The sequence below is a fragment of the Flavobacterium gelidilacus DSM 15343 genome (assembly GCF_000422685.1).
In the GTDB taxonomy this organism is placed as follows: Bacteria; Bacteroidota; Bacteroidia; order Flavobacteriales; family Flavobacteriaceae; genus Flavobacterium; species Flavobacterium gelidilacus.
The window spans coordinates 83889-106769 of the sequence record NZ_AUGN01000010.1 but is presented as its reverse complement, the minus strand read 5'-3'; the positions used below and the strand labels follow the sequence as shown (position 1 = coordinate 106769).

The 22881-nt window shown below is 30.9% G+C and carries 18 protein-coding genes; 15 read left to right on the top strand and 3 right to left on the bottom strand.

Features of this window, described 5'->3' with window-relative positions:
* The first annotated feature begins 54 nt into the window (after positions 1-54).
* From hppD to G507_RS0106120, 12 genes are all read left to right on the top strand, one after another.
* Positions 55-1215, top strand: a complete 1161-nt coding sequence (gene hppD, locus G507_RS0106175) for a 4-hydroxyphenylpyruvate dioxygenase (protein WP_026716679.1) — start codon at positions 55-57, stop codon at positions 1213-1215.
* Between the two features lie 290 nt (positions 1216-1505).
* Complete coding sequence (locus G507_RS0106170; protein WP_026716678.1) at positions 1506-2276, top strand: DUF3108 domain-containing protein; 771 nt, start codon at positions 1506-1508, stop codon at positions 2274-2276.
* A gap of 5 nt (positions 2277-2281) precedes the next feature.
* Entirely contained in the window at positions 2282-3196 is a 915-nt protein-coding gene (locus G507_RS0106165) for a tryptophan 2,3-dioxygenase family protein (protein WP_026716677.1), read from the top strand.
* An 18-nt stretch (positions 3197-3214) separates the two neighbouring features.
* Positions 3215-4453 carry a M23 family metallopeptidase gene (locus tag G507_RS0106160; RefSeq protein WP_026716676.1) on the top strand — a complete coding sequence of 413 codons (1239 nt, stop codon included), beginning with the start codon at positions 3215-3217 and terminating at the stop codon, positions 4451-4453.
* A 2-nt stretch (positions 4454-4455) separates the two neighbouring features.
* Positions 4456-6099 carry a glucose-6-phosphate isomerase gene (gene pgi / locus G507_RS0106155; protein ID WP_026716675.1) on the top strand — a complete coding sequence of 548 codons (1644 nt, stop codon included), beginning with the start codon at positions 4456-4458 and terminating at the stop codon, positions 6097-6099.
* Positions 6100-6185: 86 nt separating this feature from the next.
* On the top strand, positions 6186-8870 hold the full coding sequence (locus G507_RS0106150; protein WP_026716674.1) for a TonB-dependent receptor: 2685 nt from the start codon (positions 6186-6188) through the stop codon (positions 8868-8870).
* 105 nt (positions 8871-8975) lie between these two features.
* Entirely contained in the window at positions 8976-9410 is a 435-nt protein-coding gene (locus tag G507_RS0106145; protein ID WP_026716673.1) for a hypothetical protein, read from the top strand.
* Positions 9411-9485: 75 nt separating this feature from the next.
* Complete coding sequence (locus tag G507_RS0106140) at positions 9486-9950, top strand: septal ring lytic transglycosylase RlpA family protein (RefSeq protein WP_026716672.1); 465 nt, start codon at positions 9486-9488, stop codon at positions 9948-9950.
* A 107-nt stretch (positions 9951-10057) separates the two neighbouring features.
* A complete protein-coding gene (locus tag G507_RS0106135; RefSeq protein WP_035665731.1) occupies positions 10058-10546 on the top strand; it encodes a GbsR/MarR family transcriptional regulator in 489 nt (162 codons plus the stop codon).
* A 9-nt stretch (positions 10547-10555) separates the two neighbouring features.
* On the top strand, positions 10556-11665 hold the full coding sequence (locus G507_RS0106130; RefSeq protein ID WP_026716670.1) for an efflux RND transporter periplasmic adaptor subunit: 1110 nt from the start codon (positions 10556-10558) through the stop codon (positions 11663-11665).
* Positions 11666-11682: 17 nt separating this feature from the next.
* Positions 11683-14829, top strand: a complete 3147-nt coding sequence (locus G507_RS0106125) for an efflux RND transporter permease subunit (RefSeq protein WP_026716669.1) — start codon at positions 11683-11685, stop codon at positions 14827-14829.
* Positions 14830-14838: 9 nt separating this feature from the next.
* Positions 14839-16230 (top strand): TolC family protein, encoded by a 1392-nt coding sequence (locus tag G507_RS0106120; RefSeq protein WP_026716668.1) that lies wholly within the window; start codon positions 14839-14841, stop codon positions 16228-16230.
* A gap of 80 nt (positions 16231-16310) precedes the next feature.
* On the opposite strand, the gene G507_RS0106115 is transcribed toward G507_RS0106120, so the two are convergent.
* Positions 16311-16778: a CYTH domain-containing protein gene (locus G507_RS0106115; RefSeq protein WP_026716667.1), complete on the bottom strand. Its 468-nt coding sequence runs from the start codon at positions 16776-16778 to the stop codon at positions 16311-16313.
* Between the two features lie 72 nt (positions 16779-16850).
* Between G507_RS0106115 and G507_RS0106110 the strand changes: the two genes are divergently transcribed.
* From G507_RS0106110 to G507_RS0106100, 3 genes are all read left to right on the top strand, one after another.
* The gene (locus G507_RS0106110; protein WP_035665729.1) at positions 16851-18881 is read left to right on the top strand and encodes a recombinase; all 2031 of its coding nucleotides are present in this window, start codon (positions 16851-16853) and stop codon (positions 18879-18881) included.
* A 23-nt stretch (positions 18882-18904) separates the two neighbouring features.
* Positions 18905-20002 (top strand): DNA polymerase IV, encoded by a 1098-nt coding sequence (gene dinB / locus G507_RS0106105; protein ID WP_026716665.1) that lies wholly within the window; start codon positions 18905-18907, stop codon positions 20000-20002.
* An 81-nt stretch (positions 20003-20083) separates the two neighbouring features.
* On the top strand, positions 20084-20599 hold the full coding sequence (locus G507_RS0106100; RefSeq protein ID WP_026716664.1) for a PAS domain-containing protein: 516 nt from the start codon (positions 20084-20086) through the stop codon (positions 20597-20599).
* Positions 20600-20658: 59 nt separating this feature from the next.
* Here the strand turns inward: G507_RS0106100 and G507_RS0106095 are convergent, their stop codons facing one another.
* Together G507_RS0106095 and pyk are read right to left on the bottom strand one after the other, a co-directional pair.
* The gene (locus G507_RS0106095) at positions 20659-21417 is read right to left on the bottom strand and encodes a Bax inhibitor-1/YccA family protein (RefSeq protein WP_026716663.1); all 759 of its coding nucleotides are present in this window, start codon (positions 21415-21417) and stop codon (positions 20659-20661) included.
* A gap of 33 nt (positions 21418-21450) precedes the next feature.
* Positions 21451-22881 carry a pyruvate kinase gene (gene pyk, locus G507_RS0106090; protein WP_026716662.1) on the bottom strand — a complete coding sequence of 477 codons (1431 nt, stop codon included), beginning with the start codon at positions 22879-22881 and terminating at the stop codon, positions 21451-21453.

The following is a 22881-nucleotide window of genomic DNA, read 5'->3' as shown; positions in this document are numbered from 1 at the left end:
AGAATAACATTAGACAATAAATAGTCTTAATGCTTTCACCTTAATACTAAAATAATGAGTAAAGAAGTAAAATCAGTAAACTACGGTTTAGAAAAAATATTTGAAGGAGCACAAGATTTCCTTCCTTTAATGGGAACAGATTATGTAGAGTTTTATGTAGGTAATGCAAAACAAGCAGCCCATTTCTACAAAACAGCTTTTGGATTTCAATCACATGCTTACGCTGGATTAGAAACTGGTGTTAGAGATAGAGCTTCATACGTATTAAAACAAGACAAAATCCGTTTAGTTTTAACTACTGCTTTAAAAAGTGATTCCCTAATTGGAGAACACGTAAAAAAACATGGTGATGGTGTTAAAATTGTTGCCCTTTGGGTAGAAGATGCTCGTTCAGCTTATGAAGAAACCATGAAAAGAGGTGCAAAATCATATATGGAACCAACCGTTGAAAAGGACGAAAATGGTGAAGTAGTTCGTGCCGGAATTTACACTTATGGCGAAACGATTCATATGTTTGTAGAACGCAAAAACTATAAGGGTGAATTTTTACCAGGTTACAAAAAATGGGAATCAGATTATAATCCAAAACCAACGGGTCTAAAATATATTGACCACATGGTTGGAAATGTAGGATGGAACGAAATGAACACTTGGGTTAAATGGTATGAAGATGTAATGGGATTTGTAAATTTCCTTTCATTTGATGACAAACAAATTACTACAGAGTATTCAGCTTTAATGTCTAAGGTAATGTCTAATGGTAATGGTAGAATCAAATTTCCAATCAACGAACCAGCAGAAGGAAAGAAAAAATCACAAATTGAAGAATATTTAGATTTCTACGAGGGTTCAGGAGTTCAACATATTGCAGTTGCTACCGATGATATTTTAACAACTGTTGCTGATATGCGTTCGAGAGGAATAGAATTCTTGAGTACACCACCTCAAACTTATTATGATGATGTTCCGTTGCGTTTGGAGAAACACAATCATAAACTTCAAGAAGATATCGATAAGTTGATGAGTCTTGGAATAATGATTGATGCAGATGAAGAAGGCTATTTGTTGCAAATTTTCACAAAACCAATTGAAGATAGACCAACTTTATTCTTTGAAATAATTCAACGAATGGGTGCAAAAGGATTTGGTGCAGGAAACTTTAAAGCGCTTTTTGAGTCAATTGAGAGAGAACAAGCATTGAGAGGAACACTATAAAAACACGTTATTTTTTCACATTATCAAAAAAAAACCAATATCTATAATGAAAGTTTAATAGAATGTGTTAAAGTTGAAAAAAGATTAGAGATAATTCAAAAAACACTTACCTTTGCACTCGCAAAAATGAGGGAAGTGGTTTTCTCTTAATTTTTATATAAGTTTTCATAATTTATAGTTTTTTGGTTGGTTAATAGCATAAAAACGCAGTACTTTTTTGGACTGCGTTTTTTTGTTTTGTAAGTTTGGTACAGAAATTGCATTTTCTATGTAAAAGAAAAACAAATGTCATGAAAAAATTTATTTTATTAACCCTCGTATTCATATTTACAAATTCATTTACTCAAAAAGAAGACTCTTTTACAACGGGTGAATATTTTAAGCTAAGGATTCATTACGGCTTAGTTACAGCTGGTTATGCGACTTTAGAAATTAAAGAAGCTACCAGAAATAATAAAAAAGTGCATCATGTAGTTGGGAAAGGGTATACAACCGGACTTACAAAAGCTTTCTTTAAAGTAAGTGATGATTATCAAAGTTTTTTTGATAAAGAAACAGGTAAACCGTACCAGTTTCTAAGAAAAATTGATGAAGGAGGATATAAAAAATACCAAGAAGGATTTTTTAATCAAAACAACAATTCAGTTTTTATAAAAGACTATAAAAACAACACAGAAAAAACATTTAAAGTTCCAGAAAATGTGCAGGATATTGTTTCTTCATTTTATTATTTGAGAAATCATCAAGATATTGACAAACTTAAAGAAGGTGAATCAATCTCAATAGATATGTTTTTTGACGACGAAACAACAAAGTTTAAGCTAAAATATATTGGAAAAGAAGATATAAGTACTAAATTTGGAGAAGTTTCTTGTATGGTATTTAGACCTTTAGTTCAGGCAGGTCGAGTTTTTAAAGAAGAGGAAAGTTTAACTATCTGGGTTTCAGACGATGAAAACAAAATCCCTGTTCGAATTAAAGCTAGTTTAGCTGTTGGTTCAATAAAAGCCGATCTTTACGAATACAAAGGACTAAAACATACGTTTAAAGTCAAAAAATAACATAAATGGAAATAAATCCAGAAATTGAAAAAAAAATTCAACTTTTAGATGAAAAGTTTCAAAAAATAGATCAAAAAACAGAAACGCATTTAGAAGGTCTTCTTTGGTCAAAACCAATAACTTATTGGGATTATATCCAAACAGACGCACTTCTAAATCTTCAAACACAAAGAACAACTTTGCCTGATGAAATGGTCTTCATTATGTATCATCAGGTAAATGAGTTGTTGTTTAAAATGATACTTTGGGAAATGCACCAATTGTGTCATGCTGAAAAACCTCAAACCGATTTCTTTACGGAAAGATTAATGCGAATTTCGCGTTATTTTGATATGCTTACTACATCATTTGATATTATGGGTGATGGAATGGAAGTAGGTCAGTATATGAAATTCAGAAACACTTTAACTCCAGCAAGTGGTTTTCAAAGCGCGCAATACAGATTAATTGAATTTGCTTCAACAGATTTAATAAACCTTATTGATCATCGATTTAGAGCTACAATTGATAGAAATACGCCATTTGAACATGCTTTTGAACATTTATATTGGCAAGCAGCAGGAAAAGATCACACTACAGGTAAAAAATCATTTCTTATTTTAGAATTTGAACGCAAATATAAAGCTGAATTTCTTCGCCATATGGAAGAATACAACACAATAAATATTTGGCAAAAATTCAAACACTTACCAATAAACGATCAAAAAAATCCAGGGTTAATACAAGCAATGCGTCATTTAGACAAAACGGTTAATATTACTTGGGTTATGGGACATCTAAATGCTGCTAAAAAATATATTGGTGGTGGTGAAGCAACTGGTGGTAGTGATTGGCAAAAATACATGCATCCAAAATACCAACGAAGGATATTTTTCCCAGAATTATGGACTGAAGATGAATTAGCAACTTGGGGTGAATAACCTGATAACATAAAAGATTTGAAATACTTATTATATACACTTTTAACTTTAACTTTATTCTCTTGTAAAAAAGAAGAAACTCAACAAGTAAAAAAACCAGTTGAAAAACTAGAGCCAATTATCAAAGATTTTGATATTATTTTTAACGATTATAAGGTCAAAATTGATACTTTAAAATCAGGTGATACATTCAGTACAATTTTAGATGGTTACGATTTAAATAATAATTCTACTTTTCAAGTAACTGAAAAAATTAGAGATTCATTTAATCTTCGTTCTATAAAGGCTGGAAAGCCTTATTATCTTTTTTTAGATAAAAAGAATAACAAGAATTTAGAATATTTTGTTTACGTCAAAAACAGAACAAGTTATTTGGTTGTAGATTTTAGAGATTCAACAGTAGTTGTTCATGAAAAAGTTAGACCATCAACTATTAAAAGAAGAACCATTGCCGCTGAAATTGAAGGTTCATTGTCAGAAACTTTAAGTAAAGAAGGAGTTAGTGCTGGAGTTGCTTCCAATTTGGCTAAGATATTTGAATATTCTATAGATTTCTTTAAAATTCAAAAAGGAGATAAGTTTGCAATAACTATTAACGAACGTTTTATTGAAGACTCAATTTATGATGGAGTTGTAGATGTAGAAGCTTCTTATTTTGAATATAAAGGAAAAAAAATCTATGCATTTCCTTATAGAATATCAGAAAATCAAAAATATCCGGATTATTATGATGAAGAAGGAAAGGGACTTAAAAATATGTTCCTAAAAGCGCCTTTAGATTTCTTTAGAATTTCTTCAAAATTTTCTGGAAGACGTTTTCATCCTGTGCAACAAAGATGGAAGGCACATAACGGAACAGATTATGCAGCACCACATGGAACGCCAATTAAAACGACAGCTTCTGGAGTCGTTGAGCGAACAGGGTACACAGCAGGAAACGGAAATTACGTAAAAGTAAAACATACACCAACCTATTCTACACAATATTTACACATGTCTAAAATTTTAGTAAAAAATGGACAACGTGTTTCGCAAGGTCAAGTAATTGGAAAAGTTGGAAGTACAGGTTTAGCAACTGGTCCACACGTCTGTTATCGTTTTTGGAAAAACGGCGTTCAAGTGGATCCATTACGATTAAATTTACCTAATTCTGAACCGATGGATAAAAAAGAAAAAGTAAAATACATGTCAATAATTACACCTCTAAAAAAAGAATTAGACAGTGTAACGGCATTGAAGTTTAAAGAAAAAGAATAATTATGGCATTGCAAGATACAAATCCGTCAACTACTGAAGCTTGGATTAAACTAAGAGAGCATTATTATGAAATGCAAAACAATTCTATCAAAGAAATGTTTGCTAATGATGCTCAAAGAGCCGAAAAATTTCATATTCAATGGGAAGATTTTTTGGTTGATTATTCAAAAAACAACATAACAAATGAAACATTAGATTTATTGTTAGAATTGGCAAATGAAGTTGGACTAAAACAAGCAATCCAATCCTATTTTTCAGGTGAAAACATAAATCAAACAGAAGATAGAGCGGTGCTTCATACAGCTTTAAGAGCTAATAAAAATGATACAGTTCTAGTAGATGGAAATAATATAATTCCAGAAATATTTGAAGTGAAAGAGAAGGTTAAAAACTTTTCAAATGAAATTATTTCAGGAAACAGAAAAGGATATACAAACAAAGCATTTACCGATGTTGTAAATATAGGAATTGGTGGTTCAGATCTTGGACCAGCAATGGTTGTTGAAGCATTACAATTTTATAGTAATCACTTAAATGTTCATTTTGTTTCTAATGTTGATGGTGATCACGTAAACGAAATCATCAAAAAACTAAATCCAGAAACAACTTTATTCGTAATTGTTTCTAAAACATTTACAACACAAGAAACGCTTTCAAATGCTGAAACTATTAGAGAATGGTTTTTAAAATCGGCAAAACAAGAAGACGTAGCTAAACATTTTGTTGCCGTTTCTACAAATATTGAAAAAGTAACCGCTTTTGGAATTAATCCAGAAAACATTTTTCCAATGTGGGATTGGGTTGGAGGAAGATTTTCACTTTGGTCGGCAGTTGGTTTGTCAATTAGTTTGTCAGTAGGATATGATAATTTCAACGCTTTATTAAAAGGAGCAAATAAAATGGATACTCATTTTAAAGAAACTTCTTTTGAAAATAATATTCCAGTTGTTTTAGCCTTAATAAGTGTTTGGTATAACAACTTTTTTGGTGCAGAAACAGAAGCTTTAATACCTTATACTCAATATTTACAAAAACTAGCTCCATACTTACAACAAGGAATTATGGAAAGCAATGGTAAAAGCATAGGAAGAGATGGAAATCCAGTAAACTATCAAACAGGAACAATTATTTGGGGTGAACCTGGAACAAATTCTCAACACGCTTTTTTTCAATTAATTCATCAAGGAACAAAGTTAATTCCAACAGACTTTATTGGTTACAAAGAATCACTTTATGGAAATAAAGACCATCACGCCAAATTAATGTCAAACTTCTTTGCTCAAACAGAAGCTTTGCTAATGGGAAAATCTGAAAGTCAAGTAAAAGAAGAATTCGTTAAACAAGGAATTACAGAAGACAAAGCTAAATTTTTATTACCATATAAAGTTTTTAGAGGAAACAAACCAACAAATACACTGTTGATAAACAAACTTACGCCAGAATCTTTAGGTTCTTTAATTGCTTTATACGAACACAAAATATTTGTTCAAGGTATTATTTGGAATATTTTTAGCTATGATCAATGGGGGGTTGAATTAGGCAAGCAATTAGCTAATTCAATTTTAGAAGAAATTAATACCAAATCCATAAAAACACATGATAGTTCAACAAAAAACTTGTTAAATTCTTTCATAAAGCATAATTAATGGTTTGCTTGAATTGTTAATCTTTTGTTAACATTAGAATTGATTTTTGAATTTATTTTTGTAAAAATATTTAAAAAACAATCTTAATGAAAAATTTTACTAATGTTTGTCTAATTTTGATAACAATGCTTTCGGCATCTTCGTTATTCGCTCAAACAAAAATTACGGGAATTATTATGGATGGTGAATTTAATGAATCATTAGCAGGAGCGAATGTATTTGTTAAAGGCACACAAGTTGGTACGACTACAGATTTAGACGGAAAGTTTGAATTAACAACTACAGAAACTTCAGGAACTCTAGTGGTTTCTTTCTTAGGTTTTGAAACTAAATCAGTTTCTTTCAATGCTGCTACAAAATCAATTGATTTAGGAAGTATTCAGTTAAATCCTGATGCTAATCAATTAACTGAAGTAGTTTTAGTTGGTAAAGGTATTATTGACTTAGCTGCCGATAGAAAAACACCAATCGCTGTTTCTACTATCAAAGCTGCAGAAATTCAAGCAAAAATTGGAACTGCTGATGTAACTCAACTTCTTGTTAACACACCTTCAGTTTATGTCGCAGGTCAATCAGGAGGTTACGGAGATTCAAGAATTACAGTTCGTGGTTTTCAACAAGACAACACAGCATTTTTATTAAATGGACAACCAATTAATGGAATGGAAGATGGTAAAATGTACTGGTCAAACTGGTCAGGAATGGCTGATATTGCAAATGTTATTCAAATTCAAAGGGGACTAGGTTCTTCAAAATTAGCAATTTCTTCAGTAGGAGGAACAGTTAACTTCGTAACTAAAGCAACTGATAAAAAAGAAGGTGGTTTTACTTCATTTGGTGTTGCTAATAATCAATATTTCAAATCTACTGCTGGTTATAATACTGGTATAATGGAAAATGGTTTTGGAGCTAGTGTTATGCTATCTCATTGGCAAGGAGATGGTTATAATGATGGTACTGAGGGTCAAGGTCAAAACTACTTTATCTCTTTTGGCTATAAAGCAAATGAGAAGCATAGTTTTAATTTCTTGTTAACAGGTGCTCCTCAATATCACGATCAAAATTTTACAAAGGCAATAAGTACATATTTAGAGTACGGAAGAAGATATAACAACAATTGGGGAACTTTAAATGGTGTTTATAGAACAGAAAGAAGAAATTTTTACCACAAACCTGTTGCTAATTTAAACTGGGATTATGAAATAAACGATAAAACTTCATTGTCTACAGTATTATATGCTTCATGGGGACGTGGAGGAGGAACAGGAGGTTACGGGAGAAGTGTTAGAACTTCAACAGGTAACATTGATTTTGATGCTATTTATGCTAATAACCAAACAGCACCAGGTGGAATAGGGAATTTTTCTAATACACCAAGAAATTATGTTGTTCGTTCTTCAATGAATAATCATGCATGGTATGGTATGGTTACTAATTTGAAAAAAGAGCTTAGTGATAACTTATCTTTAAACTTAGGTATTGATTTAAGAACTTATAATGGAGACCACTACAGACAAGTTAGTAGTTATTTGGGATTAAATGGATGGAATGAAAGTAGAAATTTAAGAGATAATACAGATTTACCAACTTCAACTGTAGCTTCTAATACTGTTAATGAAGGATTTTCAACTAATCCTTGGTCTTCATTTTTCAATACTGCTGCAGATAATCAAAAAATAGATTACAATTATAGTGAAACTATTTCTTATGGTGGATTATTCGGACAATTAGAATATGCTAAAGATAATTTTTCAGCATTCTTCCAAGGTTCTCTTTCAAACCAATCACACCAAAGATTTGATTATTATGATTATTTACCAGAATTTAGTGATTCAAAAAAAGTAAGCAATATTGGTTATAATGTAAAAGGTGGAACTAGTTATGTTGTTGCTGAACAACATTCATTTTATGCTAATGCAGGCTTATACTCTCGTCAACCTTACCACGACAATATTTATTTAAATTTCACAAATGCATTAAACCCTTTAACTTCAAATGAAGATGTACTAGGTTTCGAAGCAGGTTACGGATTCAAATCTAGATACTTTAGTGCTAATTTAAACTTATATAGAACTTCTTGGAAAAATAGAGTAACTTCTACTTCTGGAGTTTTAACAGCTGCTACAACGATAGGAACAACAGATTTAAATACAGGAGATTTAGTGTATACATCAAGTCAAAATGATGAACAACTTCACTCTGGTGTTGAGCTTGATTTTGTTTTCAGACCTCTAGAGTCTTTAGATATTAAAGGTTTTGCTTCTGTTGGAAACTGGCAATATAAAGGAAATGCTGTTCAAAGAAAATTTGATGAAAATCAAAACCTTTTAGAACAGACTAATACTGACATCGATGGTGGTAAAGTAGGAGACGCTGCTCAAACAACTTTGGGATTAGGTGTTAAATATAAAATTGTAAAAAACTTCTCTATAGATGCAGATTGGAGAAACTATGATAATTTATATGCAAACGTAGCTGCAAATAAAGAAAATATAGAATTACCAAGTTATGATTTAGTTGATGCCGGAATCTCTTACAGAATGTTAGTAGGAGAAAACAACAAAAATTCGATTGATTTTAGAATTAACATGAATAATGTTTTTAACGAAGTTTATTTATCTGAAATTACTCAATCTTTTTCTTCTGGAAATGTTAATGGTATTTTTCCAGCTAATGATACTGATCCTTCATACAAAGGAATTAATGTTAAAAATAGTGCTTTCTTTGGTTTAGGAAGAACTTGGAATGTTTCTATCAAGTATAATTTCTAAACTTTTTTTAGATACTTTTAATTACAATAAATGCCCTTTTGACAGAAATGTTAAAAGGGTTTTATTTTTTTACTATATTTGTTTTAATCTTAAAACAAACTAATTATGTATCAAACTCTTCAATCCTTACATTCTACTTTAGCTTACATAGCTTTAGCAGTATTATTACTAGCGGTTATCAATGCAATTTATGGGTTATCAAATAAAAAGTTATTTACTACAAAAGACTTAAGATTATCACTTTTTGCTTTAATATTTAGCCATATACAATTATTGATTGGGTTGATTCTTTATTTTGTTTCTGAAAAAGGATTCAAAGCTTTTGAAATTGAAGGAGCTATGAAAAATCCTGAATTAAGACTGACTATGTTAGAACATCCACTAATTAATATTATCGCAATAGCTTTAATTACAATAGGTTGGTCAAAACATAAAAAACAAGAAAGTCAAAACGGAAAATTTAAAAAAATAGCTGTATTTTACACTTTAGGGTTGATATTAATCTTATCAAGATTACCTTGGTCTAGTTGGATGGCATAGTTATTGAATAGCTCATACAAAAATCTTAACCTACATAACAAGCTTCATTTTTAATGGTTGCTTAAAACTTTTATTATGAAAAATAATATATTAATTGGGGTTTTTGTATCGTTTATTGCTTTGTTTAGCTTGACTAATTCAACCAATAAGTTTATTAAATTAAATAAAAGAGTTTCTCCGTACGATACAATTAAAGTTGTTGATACAATTGTAGTCGATACAATAGATTTTGCAGTTGTAATGCATAGAGAAAATGCTCACGCATCCTATTATGCAGACAGGTTTACCGGAAGAAAAACGGCTAGCGGAGCAATTTTTGACAATAATAAACTTACTTGTGCGCACAAAACGCTTCCATTTGGGACTAGGTTAAAAGTTACTTCAATAAAAACAGGTAAATCTGTTATAGTAACTGTTACAGATAGAGGTCCATTTGTAAAAGGAAGACATATAGACCTGTCTAAAAGGGCTTTCATGCAAATAGCTCCGGATAAATACGGAGGTCATATACGAGTTAATATCGAAATTATAAAAGAATAAAAATCAGCGAAAGCTGATTTTTTTTTGCTCTAAAGTTTAACAAAAATTTATGTTCGTTTAGTTCGGTGTTTTGTGAACCAAAATTACCTTTGCAGAAATATTTTACAATGCATGAAGAAAAGCAAGAATTAATAGAAATGTTTGGCATTCATTTCGAGCATCAATACAATATTGCACCACTTGCAGCTAGAATCTTAGGTTTTTTAATAATTGACGGCTGTAAATCAGGATTAACTTTTGAAGAGTTAGTTGGTAAACTGCAAGCTAGCAAAAGTTCAATATCTACAAATTTGAACTTATTACAAAAAATGAACTTAATTGATTATTTCACTCTTTCTGGAGATAGAAAGAAATATTTTAAAGCTGCTCCACTAAGCCAACGTTTAAAAAATTATTTAACATTAATTGATAGTGAAAAACTATTAATTGAACGGGTTATTCAGTATAGAGAAAAAAATATTTCTTGCAATCAAGAAAATGTAAATCTTCAAAACAGTTATGCTTATAAAGAGCATATTCTTAAAGTTGAAGAACTTTTAAATAATTCAATAAATAAATTCAAAGAAATAGAAATCCAAAATCAACAAAGCAAATAATTTTAACCCATGAAAAAGAAGATATATTTTTTAAGCAGCTTAATACTAACAATAAGTTTACTTTCTTGTAACAACAAGCAAGACGAAAAAAAAGAAAGTGCTCCAATGCCTTATAAAGTTGTTCAAGCTTCAAAAGAAAACACCATTTTATTATCAGAATATCCAACAAAATTAGAAGGTATAACAGATATAGATATTCGTCCAAAAGTAGATGGTTATATTGAAAAAATTTACGTTGATGAAGGTCAAGAAGTAAAGAAAGGACAGTTGCTTTTTAAATTAGAAACACAAACAGCAACTCAAGACGCAGCAGCTGCAAAAGCAAAAGTTGATGCTGCTCAAGTTGAAGTCAGTAGGCTTAAACCTCTTGTTGATCGCAAAATCATCAGCGATGTTCAGTTGGCAACAGCTAAGGCAAATCTATCTAGTGCAAAAAGTACTTATCAAAGTATAATAGCAAGAATAAACTATGCTACTATAACAAGTCCAGTAAATGGAGTAGTTGGAACATTGCCTCTTAGAATTGGAAGTTATGTAAGTAGTCAAACAGCTGAACCCTTAACAAGAATTTCAGATATAAGTAAAGTTTACGCTTACTTTTCAGTTAATGAAAAAGAACAATTAGACATCATGATGAATGCTGAAGGAAAAACTTTTCAAGATAAAATTGGAAATATGCCTGCAGTAAATTTAGTTTTAAGTAATGGTTCAGCATATGAAGAATCTGGAAAAATAGAAACTTTCAGTGGTCAAGCTAATTCTCAAACAGGTTCTTTCAATGTAAGAGCAAGTTTTCCAAACCCGAATAGATTATTACGTTCTGGAGGAAGTGGAATTATTCAAATTCCAACTGAATTAAGAGATGTGATTTTAATTCCACAAAATGCAACAATAGAATTACAAGATAAGCGAATAGCCCTAATTGTTGACAAGGAAAACAAAGTAAAATTTGTCCCTATTGAAGTTAGAGCAGTTCCAGGAGGTAAATTCTTTGTTGTTGATAAAGGTTTAAATACAAACGATAGGTTTCTTGTAGAAGGTGTCGGAATTATTACAGAAGGAACACAAATAAAACCAGAAGTAATAGACTTAAAAGAATTAGACAACCCAAAAAAATAATTAAAAACTAACAAACTATGTTTTCAAAATTTATTGACAGACCCGTCTTGTCAACGGTGATTTCTATTATCATCGTAATATTGGGAGTTTTGGGTTTAATAGCACTTCCAGTTTCACAATATCCAGAAATAGCACCACCAACAGTAACAGTAGCTGCAAATTACCAAGGAGCAAGTGCCGAAGTTGTAATGAATTCGGTAGTAATTCCCCTTGAGGAACAAATTAACGGTGTAGAAGACATGTCTTATATGACTTCTACTTCAAATAATGACGGTTCAGCATCTATTAACATTTACTTTAAGTTGGGTACAAATCCTGATTTAGCAGCGGTTAATGTTCAAAATAGAGTGTCCCGTGCTACTCCATTATTGCCTCAAGAAGTTACTAAAGCTGGTGTAACAACATCGAAAAGACAAAGTGATAATATCTTAATTTTCTCTTTATATAGTGAAAACCCTGACTATGATGATACTTTTCTCCAAAATTATGCTAATATCAATATTTTGCCAAAAATTAAACGTGTTGCTGGTGTTGGTGATGCTGTAATATTTAGTCAAAGAGATTACTCCATGCGTATTTGGTTAAAACCAGATGTAATGGCTTCTTATGGACTTGTTCCTTCAGATGTTACTGCTTTATTGGCTGAACAAAATATCGAAGCAGCTCCCGGACAATTAGGAGAAAGTGGTGATCAATCGTTCCAATATGCTTTAAAATATAAAGGAAGATTACAAAGCTCAGAAGAGTTCGAACAAATAGTAATTCGCTCAACGGAAAGTGGAGAAGTCCTTAGATTAAAAGACGTGGCAAGAATTGAACTAGGAGCTGTTAGTTACGCTAGTAGTGCAATTACAAACGGAAATAAATCAGTAGCCATAGCAATTGCTCAAACGGCAGGTTCAAATGCACAAGAAGTTATAGAAGGTTCTTTAAAAGTATTAGAAAATTCATCTATTAATTTTCCTAAAGGAGTAAAGTTTGCTATTTTAATTAACGCAAATGACTTCTTAGAAGAGTCCATTACAAAAGTAATTCATACCTTAATTGAAGCGTTCTTATTGGTATTCTTGGTAGTTTTTGTTTTTTTACAGGACTGGAGATCTACGCTTATTCCAGCGATATCAGTCCCAGTTGCTATTATTGGTACATTCTTTTTCCTAAATTTATTCGGCTTTACCATTAATTTACTTACATTGTTTGCATTGGTACTTGCCGTCGGAATCGTGGTGGATGATGCTATTGTGGTAGTAGAAGCAGTTCATGCTAAAATGGAAGCTGGAGAAAAAGATCCTAAAAAAGCAGCTCATAGTGCTATGAATGATATCAGTAGTGCTATTATTTCAATTACACTTGTAATGTCAGCTGTATTTATTCCAGTTTCATTTATTAGTGGTTCTGCAGGAGTTTTCTACAAACAATTTGGATTAACATTAGCCGTTGCAATTGTATTATCTGCAATTAATGCACTTACACTTTCCCCAGCATTATGTGCCATCTTTTTAAAACCACATAATGAAGAAGAAAAGAAAAAAGGATTTTTACAACGTTTTTACGCTTCATTCAATGTTGCTTTTGAAGTAACAACTGTTAAATACAAAAATTCAGTTGAATTTTTTATCAAACGTAAATGGGTAGCCTTTTTAGGAATCGCAGTTTTTGCAGGTATATTCGTTTTATTATTAAACATTACGCCAAAAGCCTTTGTACCGGGTGAAGACACTGGAGCAATTTTATCTGATGTGTCTCTGCCTCCCGGAACTTCTCTTGAAAGAACAGAAGAAGTATTATTACAAATTGAAAATAAAGTTAAAGATATTCCAGAAATTAAAGAAGTACTTCGTATTTCTGGAAGGAGTTTAATTAGTGGAACAGGTAGTAATTACGGAATGGTAATCGTAAAACTTAAACCTTGGGCCGATCGTCCTGATGCAAATCAAGAGATTACAGCTGTTGTTGGAGAATTATTTAAACGTGCTGCGGTTGTTAAAGATGCAAAAGTATTATTCTTTGCTCGTCCAACGTTAGTAGGATTTGGTTTTACAAATGGATTTGAATTTCAATTGCAAGATCAAAAAGGGGGAACCATAAAAGAATTAAGTGAAGTAAATAATAAATTTTTAGCCGCTTTAAATAGTCGTCCAGAAGTTAAATATGCAGCCACTTCATTTTCTCCAAATTATCCACAATATCGAATTGATTTAAATGTTGCTGCAATTAAAAATTCTGGATTATCAGTAACGGATGTTTTAGGAACAATGCAAGGATATTATGGAGGAGTTTACGCTTCTAACTTTAATAAATTTGGAAAGCAATATCGTGTCATTTATCAATCTGATCCAAAATTTAGAACGGATCCAGAATCACTTAATGCTGTAATGGTTAGGAATAATAAAGGACAAATGGCTCCAATATCACAATTCGTAACTTTAGAAAAGGTTTTTGGTCCACAAGCTATTGATAGATTTAACTTATTCACTTCTGTCAAAATAACGGGTGCTCCAAATGAGGGGTTTAGTACTGGTGACGCAATTAAAGCGGTCCAAGAAGTAGCAAGTGAAAGTTTACCCATTGGTTATGGATATGAATTTTCTGGTATGACTCGTGAAGAAATTAGTGCTGGTGGTCAAACTTTATATATATTCTTATTATGTTTAATTTTTGTATATTTCTTATTAGCAGCGCAATATGAAAGTTATATGTTGCCATTCGCAGTTTTATTATCGTTACCAATAGGTTTAGCAGGAGCTTATATTTTTGCTTATTTCTTTAATGTTAGTGATAATATTTATCTTCAAATTACATTAATTATGCTTATTGGTTTATTAGCCAAAAATGCCATTTTGATAGTCGAGTTTGCAGCTGAATCAAGACGAAAAGGCTGGAGCATTACTCAGGCGGCATTGCAAGGGGCAACAGCTCGTTTGCGACCGATTTTGATGACTTCATTTGCATTTATTCTTGGATTAATGCCATTAATGTTAGCTAGAGGAGCTGGAGCAGTTGGAAATAAAGCGATTGGTACTGGAGCAATTGGCGGAATGTTGATAGGAACCGTTTTAGGAGTTTTTGTAATTCCGGTTTTGTTTATCATTTTCCAAACTTTACAAGAAAAAGTAAGTACCAAGACTATTGAAACAACTAAAGGAGATACTGAAAATTTATAAGCACACATTATGAAAAAACAACATATAATCAAAGGAAGTCTTTTAGTGTTCACCATGTTTGTAGTACAATCGTGTTTTGTAGCTAAAGATTATGAAAAGCCTCAAATAAATACAGATAATTTATATCGAACAGAACAAATTGCTGACAGTACATCTTTAGCAAAAATGTCTTGGGATAAAATTTTTACGGATGAATTGCTTCAAAATCATATAAATGAAGCTGTTCAAAATAATTTAGATATGAAAATTGCCTTGCAAAACATGGCTGCTGCAGAAGCTACCATGAAACAAGGTAAAGCAGGTTATTTTCCAACCGTAAACGGAAATGCTACTTGGACACATCAAGAAATTTCTCAGAACAGTCAGTTTGGACGTTTATTTAGCAGTATTGATCAATACGAATTATCTGCAAAATTATCATGGGAAGCTGATATTTGGGGTAAAATAAGAAGTAATAAAAGGGCATCAGCTGCTAAGTTTTTAGAATCAGCTGTAGCTCGTCAAGCAGTTCAAACCGAATTAGTGGCTAATGTAGCTTCAATATATTATCAATTATTAGCTTTGGATGCTCAAGTTAATGTAGTTACAGCTACCTTAGAAAACAGAAGCACAAGTGTTGAGGTAATAAAAGCGCTAAAAGAAGCCGGAAATGTGAATGAAGTTGCGGTTAAACAAACAGAAGCACAGCAATATGCTGCTCAAATTATTTTAGAAGATTTAAAATATAACGTCAAAGTTTTAGAAAACTCTTTCAATCAATTGTTAGGAAAAGCCCCAAATACAGTTGAAAGAAGTTTGTTTGAAAATCAAAATATAGAGGCAGAAATCAAAACAGGTTTACCTGCATTTTTATTAAGTAAAAGGCCTGATGTTGTAGCTGCTGAATTGAATTTTAGAAATACTTTTGAATTAACAAATGTAGCAAGAAGTTCTTTTTATCCTTCTTTAACTTTAAATGCAACAGGAGGTTTACAAGCTTTAGAGTTGAAAGATTGGTTTAGTACAAAGTCGCTTTTTGCAAGTATTATTACAGGATTAACACAGCCGATTTTTAACCAAAGACAAAATAAAACAAGGTTAGAAGTCGCAAAAGCCAATCAACAAAAAGCCTATTTACAGTTTGAGAAATCATTGTTAGTTGCCGGAAAAGAAGTTTCAGACGCTTTAGCTAATTATGAGAATGAAACGAATAAACTTGTAATCAGAAAAAAACAAGTTGAAGCTTTAAAAACAGCTGCTGATTATTCGGATGAATTGTTACAATACGGAATGGTAAATTACCTTGAAGTACTAACAGCAAAAGATAACGCATTGAATACTGAAATAAACTATATTGACAATAAGTATAAACAACTTAATGCTGTAATTACGCTCTATAAAGCATTAGGTGGTGGAAATTAATAGCAATTTTATGATATTTTTTAAAGAAAAACACCTAACAGGTTTTAAAATCTGTTAGGTGTTTTTATACTATTGCTAAATTACCATTTCAAAAAAGGATTTTTACTCAAATAGGCATTATAATATTTTTCCTCACCAGTAACTTCTTTCCCAAGCCATTTTGGTTTTTCAAAAGATTCATTTTCTGATTGCAATTCTATTTCGGCAATAGTAAGTCCTTTGTTTTCGCCATCAAATACATCTACTTCAAAAGTATGCTTGCCAATTTCAATATCATAACGAATTTTGTCAATTACACCACTTTCACATATTTGTAATAAGCTTTCAGCTTCTTTTACCTCAATTTCTTTTTCCCATTCCATTCTGCTCAAACCACTTTCGTTGCTTTTCCCTTTGATAGTTAAGTAGCCTTTTTGGCCTTTAATACGAACCCTAACTGTCCTTTCTGGAACTGAAGATAAATAACCTTGAACTATTCTGTTTTGTGTTTTAAATTGTTTTAAAAAGACATCAGAATTGACTAAAAATTTGCGTTCGATTTCTATCATTGGTATTGTTTTATTTTATAATTTCGTCAAAATTAAGAAATGATTTTTTAATACAACTAATTCATTCAATTTATGAATGTTAGGCATCAGTTTCAACAAGACAAATCTATTAAAGAATTATTTGAAAATCATTTCGAAAAGAATCTTTATGCTGATGAAAAATTGTTATTTCTTGTTGATTTAATTCATGTTTTCAGACCAAAAAAGCCTAAAGATGTTGAGCAAATTTCACTTCTTGAATTTTTAGAATTTCTACAAGCTAATCCTCAATATATTACTCTATTCAAAAATTATTTTAAAACTATTGTTAGTAAAAATAAGTTTTCTAGACTTTTAACAGATTCAGGAATTTTAAATGACAATCATTTTTTAAGTGAAATTAAAAAAAGAATATTTGATAAGTTTTTACCTTTTCAACCCGAAAAAGGAACACTTCAATTTGTTTTAAATCAGGTTTTTTATTTGAGTTCAGATTCTATTTGGATAAATAAAATTCCTTACAATCAAATTGTTGTAATGTATGAATTATTAGGTTTCAAAGATATTTATGGAAATATAAAAGAAGAAACTCCTTTTTCAGAAATTGTTTTAGCCATGCAGATTCTAGCTCAGAGAATGAGTGGTAGAGCCTTGGAAAATGATGTTATAAAAATGGTACCCGAATATTCTAATTTTGAAAGTCCTTTTCTAGGTTTTGAAAAAGAACTGAATCATTTAGAAGATATTATCCGAACAAATAATTATCATTATATAAATTCTTCTGAATTAGTTTACAAGCAACTTTTAATGCTACATAAACAATGTAATGATTTCGTAGACAAAGCCTTTTTAAACAGTTCTAAATACGGAATTTCATTAACAGTAAATCAAAGTTTACTTCGCATCAGACAGCAGTTAACAAGAATTAAAGAATTATTACCTTTAATTGTGGTTGAAAATGATGAAGATAAAATAAGAAATAGCACATTAATTTTATTAAAGTTAATTCGATATAATTGCTACAAAAACAACATTAGAAAACTGTTTTTAGAGAGCACACAGTTAATTTCTTATGAAATCACTCAACATACTGCAAAATCGGGTTTAAATTACATTACAGATGGTTATAAAGAATATTTTGCCATGTTCTACAAAGCTATTGGTGGTGGATTTATTGTTGGTTTTTTATGTTTGTTTAAACTATTGTTTTCAAAAGTTGATACTTCTGCATTTGGCCATGCTTTTCTTTATAGTTTTAATTATGCTTTTGGTTTTATTGTAATTTTCTTATTGGGATTTACATTAGCTACAAAACAACCAGCAATGACTGCTGCAACTATAGCTCAAACCTTAGATGAAGGAATGAAAAATAAAAATCAAGTGGCTGATAAACATAAACTTTTTGCAAAGCTTTTTGCTCGAATTTTTAGAACTCAATTTATAGCTTTTGTCGGCAATGTATTGTTTGCATTTCCTATTGCTTTATTTTTAATTTGGCTTTTAGACCTTATTTTAGGAACAAATTTAGCTGAATCTAAAGCTGATAAAATAATTAATGATTTAAGCCCAATACATTCATTGGCTTTGCTTCATGCTGCAATAGCTGGTGTTTATTTATTTTTGTCGGGAATAATTTCAGGTAATATTTCAAACAGAAATAAGCATTACCAAGTTGCTTATAGAATTCAAGAAAACCCTTTTCTAAAACAAACATTTGGCATTCAAAAAACAAAAAAAATATCTACTTGGGTTAATGAAAATTGGGCCGGAGTAATTTCGAATATGTGGTTTGGTATTTTTCTTGGAAGCACAGGCTCATTAGGTATTTTCTTTGGTTTAGCACTTGACATAAGACACATTACCTTTGCGAGTGGAAACTTTGCAATTGGCTTATATGGAAATCATTTTTCTATAGATTTTTGGACGTTTTTTTGGTCAATAATCGGAATTGGGTTAATAGGTTTTATAAATTTTATAATTAGTTTTACATTATCAATGTTTTTAGCTCTTCGCTCTAGAAACATACCTTTATCAGAATTGCACTTGCTTAATATATCTATTTTTAATTACTTTAAAAAAGCACCATTAAATTTCTTTTTTCCCTTAAAAGACAAACTAATTTAATAATTTTACAGAAAGCTTAAGTAATGTCAATTCCTCAACGAAAAATTATTCATGTAGATATGGATGCCTTTTATGCATCTGTTGAACAAATGGATTTTCCTGAACTAAAAGGAAAACCATTAGCTGTTGGAGGAAGTGAAAACAGAGGTGTAGTTAGTGCTGCAAGTTATGAAGCTAGAAAATTTGGTGTAAGAAGCGCGATGAGTGGTATACAAGCCAAAAGAAACTGTCCTGAATTAATCTTTGTACCTCCTAGATTTCATCGGTATAAAGAAATATCCAAAAAAATTAGAAAAATTTTCCTCGATTATACAGATTTGGTTGAACCACTTTCGCTTGATGAAGCTTATTTAGACGTAACAGTAAATAAAAAAGATAATCCAAGTGCTTCCTTAATAGCTCAAGAGATTAGACAACGCATTTTTGACGAAATAGGTTTAACCGCGTCAGCCGGAATTTCGGTTAATAAATTTGTGGCTAAAATAGCTTCTGATTATAACAAACCAAATGGACAAAAAACTGTAAATCCAGATGAAGTAGAAGCTTTTTTAGAAGTTTTAGATATTAAGAAGTTTTATGGAATTGGTAAAGTTACAGCTGATAAATTTTATCAATTGGGGATTTTTACTGGTTTTGATTTAAAACAAAAGTCATTAGATTATTTAGAAAAACACTTCAAAAATAGTGCTCAGTATTATTTCAATATTTCTAGAGGAATTCATAATGGTGCTGTGAAAACTAATAGAAAAGTAAAATCTTTTGGTGCAGAAAGAACTTTTAATGAAAACCTTTCTTCTGAAATTTACATGGAAGAACGATTGCTTAATATAGCCATAGAATTAGAAAAACGTCTGCAAAAAAGTAAGATTTCGGGAAGAACAATTACGTTAAAAATTAAATATTCTGATTTCTCACTTCAGACAAGAAGTAAAACTTTACCTTATTACATAAGCGATAAACATTTGTTATTTGATGTAGCTAAAGGTTTATTATACCAAGAAAGGTTAAAGAACTCTGTTAGATTACTTGGAATTTCTGTCAATAACCTAAATAATGAAGAAAAAAAAGCAAAAGACATCCCAAAAAGTGTTTCTGTGCAGTTGCAATTTGATTTCAAATAATGTTTAACAAGAGTTAAAGTTCTTATTTGTTTTTTGTTAATCCAATATTTATACTAATTTTATTCCAAATTTATTATAATCATGGAATTTTTAACATACGATAACGCAGCAGCAAAATATTATTCAGAGCTAGAAATCAAGACATTGCCCTTAGTCTCATGGGATTTTTTTTCGCAAAATTTTTCTAATAATCAAGTAACTATTTTAGATAATTCAGTATTAAATAAATTAGAAACCAAAAACAATTGGGAAACTACTTGGGATTTTAATTATATGTTGCAAAATGAAACGGTAATAGTAGTAACAGATTCAAAATTAAAAATAGTTTTTGCTTCAGAAAATATCAATAAAATGAATGGTTATAACCCTAATGAAGTAATAGGTAAGACTCCAAGAATGTTTCAAGGAAAAGACACAGATGCTTTAGTTTCAAACGAAATAAGATTAGCCATTCAAAATCAAAAACCGTTTGACAAAGTAGTTTTAAATTACCGCAAAGATGGTTCCATTTATAAATGTCACATTCAAGGGCATCCTGTTTTTAACCGAAAAGGAAAATTAATAAACTTTATCGCATTTGAAAAAATTGCGGCTTAAAACAAAACGCACAAAAAAAGGCCTTCAATTGAAGGCCTTTTTTTGTGCGTATTAATTTGTTAATCTCGACTTGAAAGCTTCGCAAATAACCTTAAAAATTCAACATACAACCAAACTAATGTAATCATTAATCCCATTGAAGCAAACCATTCCATGTATTTAGGTGCTCCAGTTTTAGAACCTTTTTCTATCATATCAAAATCTAAAAACAAGTTTAAAGCTGCAACAATTATTACGAAAACACTAATTCCAATACTCATTAATGAGTTTCCTTGATGAATTGGTTGAAAAGTCATAAACATCGAAGCAATCCATGAAATTAAATAGAATGCGAAAATTGCCATAGTAGCACCAATAACAACTGATTTAAAAGTTTCAGTAACTTTTACAATATTGTATTTGTATAAACCAAAACAAACCAAGAAAGTTATAAACGTAGCACTAACGGCCTGAATTACCAATCCAGGATACATTGCTTCAAAAACAGCAGATAACCCACCAATAAATAATCCTTCAAACAAAGCATAAGCAGGCGCGGTGTATGGAGAGGTTGTTGGTTTAAAGGAAGCGATCAAAACTAATATTAGTCCGACAATTCCACCACCAATTGTAAAAATCATTGGGTTGTAGCCATTTCCAACTAACCACCAACTTACAAGAGCAGTTGATAATAACATAAATAACATAGTAAAACTCTTATTGATCGTTCCACTAACTGTCATTGTTTCTTGATGAACTGCAATAGCCTCATCATTTGTTCTACTAGTGTTTTTAAATTTATTTTCTTTCAAAAACGGATTACTAGATTTAAATTCCATATTTTTTTATTTTATGAATCAAATATATAAAAATTATTCAATTTCAGAAACACGAAGTGTATTAACCATTCCTTTATTGGCAATTGGCATTGCGGCTAGATTGACTAAAATGTCACCTTTTTTAACGTATCCTTTTTCTTGAGCAATTTTGTTAATATCTTCTACAGTATCATCAGTGCTTAGGAATTTGTCATAAAAGAAAGCTTTAACACCCCAAAGTAAATTCAATTGTGTTAAAATACGTTCATTAGATGTAAATACTAAAATTTGTGATTTTGGTCTCCAAGCAGAAATTTGAAAAGCCGTATAACCACTATTTGTTAAAGTAGAAATTACTTTTGCATCAATATCATTTGCCATAACAGCAGCATGATAACAGATAGATTTAGTAATAAAACGTTTAGTTCTAACATGAGGAGCATTTAAAGGCACTCGAATAAGAGGAGAATCTTCAACAGCCTCTATAATATTTGTCATTGTTTGAATAACTTGAACCGGATAACTTCCAACAGAAGTTTCACCAGAAAGCATAACAGCATCTGCACCATCCATAACCGAATTAGCAACATCATTAACTTCGGCACGTGTAGGTGTTAAGCTGGTGATCATTGTTTCCATCATTTGAGTAGCAACAATAACTGGAATACGTGCTGTTTTTGCTCTATGAATTAATAATTTTTGAATTAAAGGTACTTCATGAGCTGGAATTTCAACACCCAAATCACCACGAGCTACCATTAAACCATCACAATAAGCAACAATCTTATCAATATTTTCTACAGCTTCTGGTTTTTCAATTTTTGCTATAATTGGAATTTTATGGTCAGAATGTTTTGAAATTAAATCTTGTAATAACATCAAATCTTCTGGTGTTCTTACAAAAGATAAAGCCATCCAATCTACTTTGTTTTCAATAGCAAAAATGGCATCTTTAATATCCTTTTTAGTTAAAGCAGGTAAAGAAACCTTTGTGTTAGGAAGATTTACCCCTTTTTTAGATTTTAGAGGACCACCTTGAATAACTACTGCCTCAACTTCTGTTTTCTTATCAGTTTTTAAAACTTCGAAAATTAGTTTTCCGTCATCTAATAAAATACGTTCCCCCACATTCACATCTTTAGGGAATTCTTTATAGTTCATGTATACTTTAGAAGCGGTTCCTAATATATCTTCAGCAGTTGTAAATGTGATTTTATCACCTGTTGCAACAACTACATCTTCTTTCATAACGCCAACTCTTAATTTTGGCCCTTGTAAATCGGCCAAAATAGATGTTGTATATCCGTGTTCTTTATTCAATTCTCGAATCATTGCAATACGTTCACTTACATCAGTGTAGTCTGCGTGTGAAAAATTAATTCTAAACACGTTTACACCTGCGTCTATCATGTCTTTTAGCACTTCTTTAGTGCTTGTAGCTGGTCCTAAAGTTGCAACTATTTTAGTCTTTTTATTCGTTGGCAT